The 12,001-nt window shown below is 62.0% G+C and carries 11 protein-coding genes and 1 tRNA gene; 8 read left to right on the top strand and 4 right to left on the bottom strand.

The annotated features are described in order from the left end of the window. Nucleotides 1-54 precede the first annotated feature (54 nt). The 3 genes from NUH88_RS04130 to NUH88_RS04120 form a co-directional block, all read right to left on the bottom strand. The gene (locus tag NUH88_RS04130) at nucleotides 55-1,017 is read right to left on the bottom strand and encodes a hypothetical protein (protein ID WP_257770138.1); all 963 of its coding nucleotides are present in this window, start codon (nucleotides 1,015-1,017) and stop codon (nucleotides 55-57) included. Beyond that, nucleotides 983-2,155: a tyrosine-type recombinase/integrase gene (locus NUH88_RS04125; RefSeq protein ID WP_257770137.1), complete on the bottom strand. Its 1,173-nt coding sequence runs from the start codon at nucleotides 2,153-2,155 to the stop codon at nucleotides 983-985. The genes NUH88_RS04130 and NUH88_RS04125 overlap by 35 nt, the downstream gene beginning before the upstream one ends. A gap of 269 nt (nucleotides 2,156-2,424) precedes the next feature. Further along, on the bottom strand, nucleotides 2,425-3,327 hold the full coding sequence (locus tag NUH88_RS04120; RefSeq protein WP_257770136.1) for a LysR family transcriptional regulator: 903 nt from the start codon (nucleotides 3,325-3,327) through the stop codon (nucleotides 2,425-2,427). 147 nt (nucleotides 3,328-3,474) lie between these two features. Between NUH88_RS04120 and NUH88_RS04115 the strand changes: the two genes are divergently transcribed. The 7 genes from NUH88_RS04115 (at nucleotide 3,475) to NUH88_RS04085 (ending at nucleotide 9,367) form a co-directional block, all read left to right on the top strand. Next, nucleotides 3,475-4,506: a C4-dicarboxylate TRAP transporter substrate-binding protein gene (locus NUH88_RS04115; protein WP_257770135.1), complete on the top strand. Its 1,032-nt coding sequence runs from the start codon at nucleotides 3,475-3,477 to the stop codon at nucleotides 4,504-4,506. A gap of 84 nt (nucleotides 4,507-4,590) precedes the next feature. Beyond that, on the top strand, nucleotides 4,591-5,127 hold the full coding sequence (locus tag NUH88_RS04110; RefSeq protein ID WP_257770134.1) for a TRAP transporter small permease subunit: 537 nt from the start codon (nucleotides 4,591-4,593) through the stop codon (nucleotides 5,125-5,127). Beyond that, nucleotides 5,124-6,434 carry a TRAP transporter large permease gene (locus tag NUH88_RS04105; protein WP_257770132.1) on the top strand — a complete coding sequence of 437 codons (1,311 nt, stop codon included), beginning with the start codon at nucleotides 5,124-5,126 and terminating at the stop codon, nucleotides 6,432-6,434. The genes NUH88_RS04110 and NUH88_RS04105 overlap by 4 nt, the downstream gene beginning before the upstream one ends. A gap of 45 nt (nucleotides 6,435-6,479) precedes the next feature. Further along, entirely contained in the window at nucleotides 6,480-7,088 is a 609-nt protein-coding gene (locus NUH88_RS04100; RefSeq protein ID WP_257770131.1) for a glutathione S-transferase family protein, read from the top strand. A gap of 17 nt (nucleotides 7,089-7,105) precedes the next feature. Continuing rightward, the gene (locus tag NUH88_RS04095) at nucleotides 7,106-7,651 is read left to right on the top strand and encodes a carboxymuconolactone decarboxylase family protein (RefSeq protein WP_257770130.1); all 546 of its coding nucleotides are present in this window, start codon (nucleotides 7,106-7,108) and stop codon (nucleotides 7,649-7,651) included. Between the two features lie 15 nt (nucleotides 7,652-7,666). Continuing rightward, complete coding sequence (locus NUH88_RS04090; RefSeq protein ID WP_257770129.1) at nucleotides 7,667-8,536, top strand: amidohydrolase family protein; 870 nt, start codon at nucleotides 7,667-7,669, stop codon at nucleotides 8,534-8,536. A 30-nt stretch (nucleotides 8,537-8,566) separates the two neighbouring features. Further along, nucleotides 8,567-9,367: an SDR family NAD(P)-dependent oxidoreductase gene (locus NUH88_RS04085; RefSeq protein WP_257770128.1), complete on the top strand. Its 801-nt coding sequence runs from the start codon at nucleotides 8,567-8,569 to the stop codon at nucleotides 9,365-9,367. 25 nt (nucleotides 9,368-9,392) lie between these two features. On the opposite strand, the gene NUH88_RS04080 is transcribed toward NUH88_RS04085, so the two are convergent. Continuing rightward, nucleotides 9,393-9,468: transfer RNA gene (locus NUH88_RS04080), tRNA-Ile, on the bottom strand. 368 nt (nucleotides 9,469-9,836) lie between these two features. On the opposite strand from NUH88_RS04080, the gene katG reads away from it, so the two are divergent. Then, a complete protein-coding gene (gene katG, locus NUH88_RS04075; RefSeq protein ID WP_257770127.1) occupies nucleotides 9,837-11,993 on the top strand; it encodes a catalase/peroxidase HPI in 2,157 nt (718 codons plus the stop codon). Nucleotides 11,994-12,001: the final 8 nt, after the last annotated feature.

Below are 12,001 nucleotides of genomic sequence, written 5' to 3'. Positions count from 1 at the left end.
ACGAGTTTAAACAGGCCGGAAAAAGCCCCTATAAACTCGCCCGAAACCTGGGTTTTAGGCTTTTGATTCTTCGGGTTGGAAGGCCCTGTAAGCCGCTCGAATGTGTGCAGCAATGGTCTTGGCAGTTGCTTGCGGTTCATCTGGATGGTGATTCGCAAGCCAGCTTTCCAGTTCTTCCGCCTCCTCGGACAGCGTGGGAAGTACTTTCCCCTCCGATTTTCGACGTTCGAATTGCTTCATAATTAGGGTCTTCGAGGATGGACGCCCACCTTGTTTCCGGCCGGTCTGCCTACGCTTGATCGGTGGAAATATTTGAACTGCCACCCAGGCTCGCTTGGTGCCTTTGCCATCTGACAAAATCTCATGGATCTCGCCCTTTTTGATATTGACGGCGATGTCCCAGGACCACCACTGCGACGGGATTGCGATAGTCGTTGCTTCGTAACGTTTATCCTCGGGGATGCCTTCAGCTCTCAACCCATCGTCGCTTAGCAACTTGAAAAAGCGATGCCTTGCATGCTGGAGCCGGTATTCATGCATGGCGTCTTCGAATTGCACTTCTAGTGATGGGATGGCTTGTCCCAACCGTCGGCGCATCTTGGGATAGGACTCCCCGTTCCTCGCGGCCTCTCTCCAGTCCCATTCACTTGGCCCCTTGGATGTCGGCGGCTTTAGCTTCGGCCACTTGGGGAGGTGACGACAGTAACGGAGACCAAACTTCAAACCGCCAACGGTGCGGGCCGTGGTGTCGATGGCCTCCGCGATCTCCGGGTAAGAGCGCATATGGCCACGATATGCTTCCTCTAATGTGCAACCCGCTTCGGGTACTGTTGCACGCCGGTCGGAGATTTCGATTACCGGCTCAACTTTACCCAGCTGCATTTGTAGCAGCGCCTTCGCGAACGGCATCTCAAACACATCACCGGTTTTGAAACGTCCAGATCGCTCATCGTCTGCGACAGCACGAACGCGAACCTGACGTTCATTCTCCTCTGCCGGGTTTTTCGGACGTGCCATTGATCGCTCTGCTTACTAACTCGGCTGCACCTCGAAGAGGTTCATCATACAGATGCGCGTAGCGTTGTGTGGTTTGGACCTGTGTGTGGCCCAGCATGGCACCTATAAGTGGAAGCGATGCGCCCTGGCTGACGAGAATCGAAGCAAACGAGTGTCTGAGATCGTGGATCCGTGCGTTTTCGATACCGGCCTTTTGGCAAAGCGACTTCCATGTGCGCTTGATGTCTGTCAGCGGATGATCGGGCGATTTGCCGGCAAAGACATAGCGGCCCTTGCTCGTCTCCCTGAGACGGCGAAGCAACTCCACAGCAGATGTAGCGAGCGGGACGCGGTGGGAGCGGCGCTGCTTGGTGTGAGCGCTGGGCATCGTCCAGATGCCCTTTTCCAGGTCGAACATGTCCCATGTCGCATTTAGTACTTCGCCACGGCGAGCGCCGGTCAGCATAAGTATGCGGATTGCGTCGGCCGACACCTGCTCTGGGTGTTCCTCCAGCGCTGCATTCAGCCGCGCGATTTCATCAGAAGACAGATAGCGCTCGCGCTTCTGTTCGGGGTTTTTCTTGATTCCTGTGACGGGGTTCTCGGATCGCCATCCCCACCGGATTGCTAGGTTCATGGATTTCCGTACGACCTCAAGAACCCGGTTGGCGCGAACAGGGGTTCCGCGTTTCTCGGAAATATCCCAGTGCAATTGTTCGATCTGGTCGGTGGACATATCCCGCACTTTTTCTCGGCCGAGGGCCGGAAGGATCAAACTCTCCCACATCGCGGCCTCATCTTTCCGGCTTCGGTCGGTCTTATGTACGAGGTGTTCGTCCCGGTACCGATCCCAGAGGTCCTGCATCGTCGCTGCCTGGCGATCTTCATGGCGCGCGCCCATGGGATCGCCACCCAGATCGACTTCGCGTTTCATCGTTTTCGCACGATCGCGAGCGGCGGCGACCGTCCAGTCCGGATAGTTGCCGATGGTAATGCGACGTTGCCGACCCTTGATCCGGTAGTCGAGAACGAAAGCCTTGGTGCCTCGATTGGTGACCCGAAGCGCGAAACCCTTGATCTGGTCATCCCAGAAAAATGCTTGTGCCCGGGAACCAGCGCTTGCGCGCCGAACGATTTGATCTGTCAGTAGCTCAGCCATTTGTCTGTCAACAACTTGTCAGCGTCTGTTTTTGCAAGGCATGACGCCCTATGTCGTCATTTTTCTGAAGGTTTCACCAAATAACATGATGAATATAAAGAGAGAGTCGGGCGAATGAGATTTCTTGTCAACAAATAATCAGTTGCGAAAATGCATGCCCTGTGTCTCATAACCTGAAGGTCGCAGGTTCAAATCCTGCCCCCGCAACCAACAAAGCCCTCCAGTCTTCTGGGGGGCTTTGTTGGTTGTGCACTGTTGGCCGGACGTTCTTACCATACGCCCCTTCCAGACAGCGTCTGGACGACCTGTACCAAGATCCGGTGCAGCTCGGAAAAGCTCCGGTTGGCGGCTCGGTCCGCGCGCATGATGAGGCAGAGGTTCCAGGTCAGTTCCGGTGCGAGGGGGCGGGAAGCTAGGGTGCCGCGGGCGATCTCGTGGGTGACGGCGCTTTTAGAAAGTACCGTCGATCCGAGCCCGCTGGCGACCATCGCCTTGGTGATCGAGACGCCGTTCACCGCCGCCGCGATGTTCAGCTTGAGCCGGTGTCGTTCGGCATAGCTCTCCAGAAGATCCCGGAGGCCGAAGGTGGCGTCAGGCAGGATCAGATCCCTGTCCCTCAGCCATGAGGCGGGCACCCGCTCCGGGAGCGGGCGGTCGCCCGGAGCGATGAAATGCATCTGCTCGGAGACCAGAGGCAGGATCAGCATCTCGTCCAGCGGCTCCGGATCGTGCACCAGCCCCATATCCAGTTCTTTGCGTAGGACCGCCTCGTAAGTCGCGGCCGAATAACTTTCGCGAACGTGAAGCCGGATTGCCGGCCACTTCTCGTGGCAGATCCGGAAGAGTTCCGGCATCAGGGTCTCGCCGGCTGTCGGCGGTACGCCGATGACCACGGAGCCGCTCGGCTCGCCGAGGAGGGAACTAATCTCGTCCCGCGCATGCCCCATCGTAGCCAGAATGTCGCGGGCGTGCAGGAGGAAGCGCTGGCCGGCCTCGGTCACCTCTATGCCGTTTTTTTGGCGCAGAAACAGGGGGCCTCCGAGCTCCTGCTCAAGGGAGGCGACGTGGCGGCTGATGGCCGACTGGGCGATGCGGAGCTTCCGGGAGGCCGCCGTAAAGCCGCCTTCCTCGGCAACAGTGATGAAATATCTGAGGATCCGGTAGTCGAACATTTGCGCTCCGGTTTGCGACGGCAAAGCATCTCAATTTGGCATGAATAACATACAATTAATGCATTGGCAGTATCGTGGATTTGCCGTCAAGCTTCCGGGCAATAAGAGCGGGGAATGCCCGCGCGCATTTAGCCATGGGAGGAGCTAATGAGTTTTCGCAATTTGCGGCGCTATGCCGCGACCGGTCTGTTCGGCGCCGTGCTTGCCGGTGCCGGCCTTTTCGCCGGCCAGGCCTCGGCCGACACCTACAAGTGGATCACCTCGAAACCGCAGGGGGCGAACGACGCGCAGGCGATCAGCACCCAGTGGTTCGTCGACGAGTTCAAGCGCCGGACCGGCGGCAAGCACGAGATCCAGGTGTTCTGGGGTGGCAGCGTTGCCAAGACCCGTGAGATTCCCGACGCGCTTTCCGCGGGCGCGGGCGATTTCGGCGATATCATCACGCCTTACTTCCAGGACAAGTTTCCGCTGAATAACGCGGTCGGCTTTTTCATCCCGCAGCCGAACTCGACCATCGAGATCGCGCTGATGATGCAGAAATGGCATCGCGTCTACCCGCAGTTCGACGCGGAGCTGGCCAAACACAATCTGAAAGCCGTCGGGTTCCGTCCGCTGGAGAGCTACGGTCTGCTCTGCCGCGAGCCCGTGAAGTCGCTCGACGACCTGAAAGGCAAACGGATCCGGACCTACGGTTTCGCCTATCCGAAGATCGTCGAGGCCATGGGCGCGACGCCGGTCTCGATCGCCACTTCGGAAGCATACGAAGCCCTGCAGCGCGGCATTCTCGACTGCACGCCGATCGGTCCGGCTCTGGCCCGCGGCTGGAAATACGACGAGGTGGCGAAATACTTCGTCGAGTTCCCGTTCGGTGCCTCTTTCGGTCATCTGGTCGCGATGAACAGGAAATCCTATGACGCCATGCCGGATGACGTGAAAGCCGTTGTCGAAGGCCTCGGCCGCGAATATGCCATGCGTTACGCGGTCGATCTTGAGATTCAGATCGCCGAGGTGCTTAGGGGCTGGAAGGATTCCGGTGTCACGGTAATGGAATTCCCGGTCGATAAGGCCGCCGCCCTGGTCGGCAATCCGGGCGTTCAGGAAATCCGCAAGACCTGGATCGAAAAGGCGAATGCCGCCGGGCTGCCGGGCGAAGAGATCGCCGCCGAGCTGAAGTTCTGATCCCGGGGCCGCGCGCCCGGCATCCGGCGCGCGCGGCCTCCTGCTACTCTCTCAATATCCGATACCTAGCGACGAGGGTTTCCGATGAACGCACCGCGTTCCGTTCCCGGCCCGTTGAGCCGTGCCGAGGCATCGCTCGACCGCCTGCTCGACCTCATGGCGATGCTCTCCGGAGCGGTGCTTTTCCTGATGATGTTTCTCGTTGTGGCGAACACGCTGACCCGGAAATTGTTCAACTGGCCGATCACCGGGGCTTTCGAGATCACAGAGACGATGCTGACGCTCGCGATCTTCCTCGCTCTCGCCTACACGCAGAAGGTCGGATCGCATATTTCCGTCGACGTCCTCAACCGGCATTTCTCCGGCGCATTGAAACGGATCTTGGAGTTCTCCGCTCCGGTTCTCGGTGCTGTCTGCTTCGGTTGGGCGACCTATGCAAGCGGCCTGTACGCCCTCGATTCCTACGCTATGGCCGAACAGGAATGGGGCTCCATCACTTACCCGATCTGGCCGGTGAAAATGCTGATCTGCTTCGGCCTCGGTGCGCTCACGCTGCGCTACTTGCTGGAAATCGGGATCATCGCCCATGGCGAGCGTGCCGGTGCGGAGGACGGACAATGAACCTGGTTATCGGAACGGTCGGCTCGTTGGTGCTGATTGTCGCGATCCTGTCGGGCGCGAACGTGATGGTCGCGCTTGCGCTGGTCGGCGCGATCGGTCTTGCCGTGGTCGGCGATTTCAACGTCGCGACCGCGCTGATGGGCGGCGTATTCTTCGACACCACGCACAGCTTTCATTTCAGCGTTATCCCGATGTTCCTGCTGATGGGCTTCTTCGCCATGCGCGCCGGGCTCGGCGAGGACATGTTCGATGCGGCGACGAAATGGCTTGGCGGCCTGCGTGGCGGTCTGGCGATCTCGACCACGATGGGGGCGGCCGCCTTCGGCGCCGCGGCCGGGTCAAGCGTCGGTTCCGCTACGGTCTTCACCAAGCTGGCGCTGCCGGAGATGCTGGGGCGCGGTTACGACAAGCGTCTCGCCTCGGCCTCGATCGCGATCTCCGGCACGCTCGCGGTGATGATCCCGCCGAGCGCCCTGATGGTGGTCTACGGGATCCTGACCGATACCAGTATCGGCGGCCTGCTTCTCGCGGGTGTCATCCCCGGATTTCTCTTCGCCTTCATTCTCTGCCTTGCGATCTATTTCTGGGTCCTGATCTATCCCGAGGCGGCACCGCAGATGCCGGAGCGCTTCACCATGCGCGAGAAGGTGGCCTCGCTTCGCCTTGTCGGCCCGCTGCTGCTGGTGATCGCCGTGATCATCCTCGGCCTTTACCTCGGCTTCTTCACGCCGACGGAGGCGGGCGGGGTCGGGGCGCTTGTGACCATGGTCCTCGCTGCCGTCCGGCATCGCGGCCTCAAAGGCGTGGCCCTGAAGGAGACGCTGCTCGACACGGTGAAGACCTCGGGCATGATCTTCGCGATCATTATCGCCGCGATCCTGTTCTCGAAGTTCCTGGCCTTTTCCGGCGTCACCCACGCGCTCGGCAGCTTCCTGACCGGACTGGAGACCAACCGTTGGGTCATCGTCGGCTTTATCGTGCTGATCTACCTGGTGCTCGGCATGCTGATGGACGCCCCGGGACTGCTCGCGATCACCCTGCCGATTACACATCCGGTCATGCTGGGGCTCGGCTTCGACGAAATCTGGGTCGGTGTCTTCGTCGTGCTGCTCTGTGAGCTCGGCGCGGTGACTCCGCCGGTCGGCATCAATTGCTTCGTTGTCCAGGCCGCATCCGACGGGCGCGTGGAACTGCAGGATGTCTTTCGCGGGCTGACACCGTTCTTCGTTGCCGGGCTGGTGATGCTGGTTCTGCTCTGCGTCTTCCCGGAGATCGCGACCTTTCTTCCGGACACGATGAAACAGTAAGCCGGCACGGGCCGCGAGGCCGCCCGGCGCAATGCAGGAAAGTTCATGCTGACGCTCTATTCCTCCCTGACCTCTCCCTATGGCCGCAAGGTCAGGATGGTCATCGACATTCTGGGACTGACGGACGAGGTCCGGGTCCGGCACGCGAACACGCTGGACGCGGACGACCCGCTCCGCAAAGCGAACCCGCTCGGCAAGATCCCGGCGCTTGAGCTGGAGGGCGGCGCGACGCTGTTCGACAGCCGTGTGATTGTCGAGTTCCTGGAGGCCATGCACGGCACCGGGGCGATCATTCCGGGCGATCCGGAGCGCCGGTTCGGGGAGCTCACGCTTGCCGCGCTGGCCGAGGGCATCAACGACGCGCTGCTGCTGATCACCTATGAAGGCCGCTTCCGCGAGCCGGAACAGGCGAGCCAGGTCTGGCTCGATCACCAGTACGGCAAGGTCCGCCGTGGATTGACGGAGGTTTGCCGCCGTCTCGACGAATACCGGGACCCCGGTGTCGCGGCGCTCACGCTGGCCTGCGCGCTCGGTTACGCGGATTGGCGCAAGCAGCTCGACTGGCGCGCCGAATTCCCCCCGCTCGCGGCCTGGATGGAAGCCTTCGCCCGCAGCCAGCCGGCCTGGGAGCGGACCGCGGCGCCGGCCGAATGACCGTCGAGGAGAGAACCATGCAGCGCATCCCGGAACTCGATCCAGATACGCTCTCGGAGGACCAGAAGCGGGTCTATGACGAGATCGCCTCGGGGCCGCGCGGCGGCGTCCGCGGGCCGCTTGCGGTCTGGCTGAGGCGTCCGGGGCTGGCGGACCGGGCGCAGGCTCTCGGCCGGTATTGCCGCTATGACAGTTCCCTTTCTCCGCGATTGTCCGAACTTGCGATCCTGACCACGGCGCGGATCTGGGACGCCGCATACGAATGGGCCGCGCACGTGCCGCATGCGGAGAAAGCGGGCCTGTCGAAAGCGGTGATCGACGCCTTGAAGGAAGACCGCGAGCCGACCTTCGAGAGCGAGGAAGAGGCCGTAATCTACGAAGTCACGCGCCGGCTCAATCTCGACCGGCGCCTGTCGGATGACCTCTACCAGCGGGCCGAGCGGGTGCTCGGACTGGAGCGTCTCGTCGATCTCGTCGGGGTGCTTGGCTATTACAGCCTGATTTCGATGACGCTGAATGCGTTCGAGATCGAGGTGCCCGCCCAGTTCCGTACGAAAACCTGACCCGGCGAGGCCGCGATGGACCAGAAATCCAGTTTTCACCCGAATCCGTCGGCGCCGAGGTTGAAGCTGCCGGCTGGCGCGACCGACTGTCATTGTCACGTCTTCGGACCTGAGGCGAGTTTTCCCTATGCCGAGGACCGGACTTACACTCCCGCGGGCGAGGCGCCGAAGGAGAAGCTCTTCGCCATGCATGACGCGATGGGGCTGCAGCGCTGCGTGATCGTTCAGGCGGGCTGTCACGGCTTCGACAATTCCGTTGTCGCGGACGCCATCGCCGCCAGACCGGGCCGCTATCTTGGGATAGCGCTGCTGCCAACGGACATTCCTCTTGAGACGATGCGGGCGCTCGACGCGAAGGGTTTCCGCGGCGTGCGCTTCAACTTCATGCGTCATCTCGGCAAGGGCGCGTCGCTCACGGACGTGATCGCCATGACGGAGCGTCTGGTCGAAGTCGGCTGGCACCTCCAGGTGCATATGGAAAAGGAACTGCTGGAAGAAATGTCGCCGGAGCTGAAACGCTCGCATGTTCCCGTGGTGATCGATCACATGGCACGTGTCGACGCAGCGCTCGGTATCGAACAACCGGCTTTTACCGCACTCCGGCGGATCCTCGAGGCACCCGGTTTCTGGGTCAAGGTCAGCGGCTCGGAACGCGCCTCGCGCGACGGCCCGCCATATGCCGACGGCGTGCCTTTTGCCAGGAGCCTCGTTGCCGAGTTCGGCGACAAGGTGCTCTGGGGAACGGACTGGCCGCACCCCAATCTCGCCGGGCCGGTGCCCGACGACGGGATGCTGGTGGACCTGATCGGGGAGATCGCCCCCGGCGAGGCGGCCCGCCAGGCGCTGTTGGTCGACAATCCGGCACGGCTCTACGGGTTCTCGTGAGCCGTCCTAGTACAGAAAACAGGAGCTGAAATGTCTGGTCGTCTGGAAGGCAAGGTCGCGATCGTAACGGGTGCCGGCTGTGTCGGGCCCGGCTGGGGCAACGGGCGGGCAATCTCCGTGCGGTTCGCTGAAGAGGGCGCGAAGGTCTTTGCCGTCGACCGCAGCGAGGAGGCGCTGGCGGAGACCGTCGCGCGGGTGACCGACGCGGGGGGCGAGATCGAAACCCGGCTGACCGACGTGACCGACACCGATGCGGTCCGCATGATGGCGGAGGCATGCATTTCACGCTTCGGCAGCATCGACATCCTTGTGAACAATGTCGGCGGTTCGGCCGCCGGCGGTCCCGTCGAACTCAGCGAGGAGGCGTTCGATCTGCAGATCGACCATAACCTCAAGAGTGTGTTTCTCACCTGCAAGCACGTGCTGCCCCGGATGGAACAGCAGGGATCCGGCGCGATCGTCAACCTGGCCTCGACCTCCGGGCTGCGCTGGACCGGTTCGGCGCAGGTCGCCTATGCCGCGACCAAGGCGGGCGTCATCCAGTTTTCGAAAGTGACGGCCGTCCAGTACGCCCCGAAAGGCATTCGGGTGAACACGGTCGTTCCGGGCCAGCTCCACACCCCGATGGTCGAGGCACGGCTGGCCGGGCAGCGTGCCGGCGGGGATGTAGACACGTTGCTGCAGAGCCGTCTCAAGCGGATCCCTCTCGGTTTTATGGGCGACGGTCGCGACACGGCCAACGCCGTGGTTTATCTCGCCTCCGACGAGGCGCGATTCGTTACCGGAACCGAGATTGTCGTCGACGGCGGCATGACCGCGCGCTGCGACTGAAGCACGTGGGAACACGAGGGAAAGGTGGTGGGCCCGGAGGGATTCGAACCCCCGACAACACCGTTATGAGCGGTGCGTTCTAACCGCTGAACTACAGGCCCCACTCCGGCGGTCCGCGCCGGTCCGCTGTTATGCGCACCCGGGGCGGCGCCGTCAACCGGGGCGCCGTTTCCGTTCCGGGAAATCTGCTGCTTTCTTTTCCCTGTACCCCGAGGAATCGTTCGCGGTGCACTGGAGAAACCGGCGCAAGTACCTATCTCGATAAAGGGCGCGGAGATGCGTCGGCGGCCGGTGCCGGGGCGGTGGCCCTGCCGGTCTTCCGCCGCTTGGGAAGTGCACGCAACGACAAATTTAGAATGGCTCCAAAATTGCCCTTGCACTTGGCTGCGAATTTGTCATTTTAGAATGATTATAATTCGCGCTCACGTCCCCCGTGGGCAATTCCCTGGACCGTATGGGAGGGTCCCTGATGAATGAGATGAGTAAATGCCCGGTCATGCACGGTAGCAACACCGAGGCAAAGATGACCCCGACCGAGTGGTGGCCCAACGCGCTGAATCTGGACATCCTCCATCAGCACGACACCAAGTCCAACCCGATGGGCAAGGACTTCGATTACCGCGAGGAGCTGAAGAAGCTCGATATCGCGGCGCTGAAGAAGGACATGCATGCCCTGATGACCGAGAGCCAGGACTGGTGGCCGGCCGACTGGGGGCACTATGGCGGCCTGATGATCCGTCTCGCCTGGCACTCCGCCGGCTCCTACCGCCTGGCCGACGGCCGCGGCGGCGCCGGTACCGGCAACATCCGCTTCGCGCCGTTGAACTCCTGGCCGGACAACGCCAGCCTCGACAAGGCGCGCCGTCTGCTCTGGCCGCTGAAGAAGAAGTACGGCAACAAGGTCAGCTGGGCGGATCTCTACATCCTCGCCGGCACCATCGCCTACGAATCCATGGGGCTGAAGACCTTCGGTTTCGGTTTCGGCCGCGAGGATATCTGGCACCCGGAAAAAGACGTCTACTGGGGCGCCGAAAAGGAATGGCTGGCCCCGAGCGACGAGCGCTACGGCAGCGTCGACAAGCCGGCGACGATGGAAAATCCGCTGGCCGCCGTGCAGATGGGCCTCATCTACGTCAACCCGGAAGGCGTGAACGGCCAGTCCGATCCGCTGAAGACCGCCGCCCAGGTCCGTGAGACATTCGCCCGCATGGCGATGAACGACGAAGAAACCGTCGCGCTCACCGTCGGCGGTCATACTGTCGGTAAGGCACACGGTGCGAGCGATGCGGGTGTGCTGGGTGCGGAGCCGGAAGCGGCCGCTCTCGAGGAGCAGGGTTTCGGCTGGACCAACCCGGCCGGCACCGCGAAGGCCAACATGGCCGTCACCAGCGGTATCGAAGGCGCCTGGACCGCCAACCCGACCAAGTGGGACAACGGCTATCTGCATCTGCTGCTGAACTACGAGTGGCAGCTGACCAAGAGCCCGGCCGGCGCCAGCCAGTGGGAGCCGATCGACATCAAGGAAGAGGACATGCCGGTCGATGCGTCCGACCCGTCGGTGCGCAAGATGCCGATGATGACCGACGCCGACATGGCGATGAAGATGGATCCGGAATATCGGAAGATCTCCGAGAAGTTCTTCAATGACTTCGACTATTTCTCCGATTGCTTCGCTCGCGCCTGGTTCAAGCTGACCCACCGCGACATGGGTCCGAAAGTCCGCTATTTCGGCCCGGACGTGCCGTCCGAGGAACTGATCTGGATGGATCCGGTTTCCGAAGGCCCGAAAAACTACGATGTTGGTGCTATCAAGGCGAAGATCGCCGCGAGCGGTCTCTCCACGGGCGAGATGGTCGCCACCGCCTGGGACAGCGCCCGGACCTACCGTGGTTCCGATATGCGGGGCGGCACCGACGGTGCCCGCATCCGGCTGGCACCGCAGAAGGACTGGGAAGGCAACGAGCCGGCCCGCCTCGATAAGGTGCTTTCCGCGCTCGGGCCGATCGCGAAGGAAGCGGGCGCCAGCCTCGCCGACGTGATCGTCCTGGCCGGCAATGTCGGTGTCGAGCAGGCCGCCAAGGCTGCCGGTTTCGACGTCACGGTTCCGTTCACTCCGGGTCGCGGCGATGCGAGCCAGGAGCAGACCGATGCCGACTCCTTCGACATGATGGAGCCGCTCGCGGACGGGTTCCGGAACTGGCAGAAGCAGGAATATGTGGTCGGCCCGGAAGAGATCACGCTCGACCGTGCACAGCTCCTGGGCCTGACCGGTCCGGAGATGACCTGCCTCGTCGGCGGCATGCGGATGCTCGGTACCAACCACGGCGGTACCAAGCACGGTGTGTTCACCGACAAGGAAGGCGCGCTGACCACCGACTTCTTCGTCAATCTGTGCGACATGGCCTACAAGTGGGTCCCGACGGGTAAAGGCTCCTACGAGATCCAGGACCGGAAGACCGGTGCGGTGAAGTGGACGGCGACCCGTATGGATCTCGTCTTCGGCTCCAACTCGATCCTCCGCGCCTATGCCGAGGTCTATGCCCAGGACGACAACAAGGAGAAGTTCGTGAAGGACTTCGTCGCCGCCTGGACCAAGGTGATGGACGCGGGCCGCTTCGACATCTGATAGCGGTC

Source organism: Nisaea acidiphila (assembly GCF_024662015.1).
Taxonomy (GTDB): domain Bacteria; phylum Pseudomonadota; class Alphaproteobacteria; order Thalassobaculales; family Thalassobaculaceae; genus Nisaea; species Nisaea acidiphila.
Note: the sequence above shows the minus strand (reverse complement) of the source record. Positions and strands in the feature narration are given on the sequence as shown.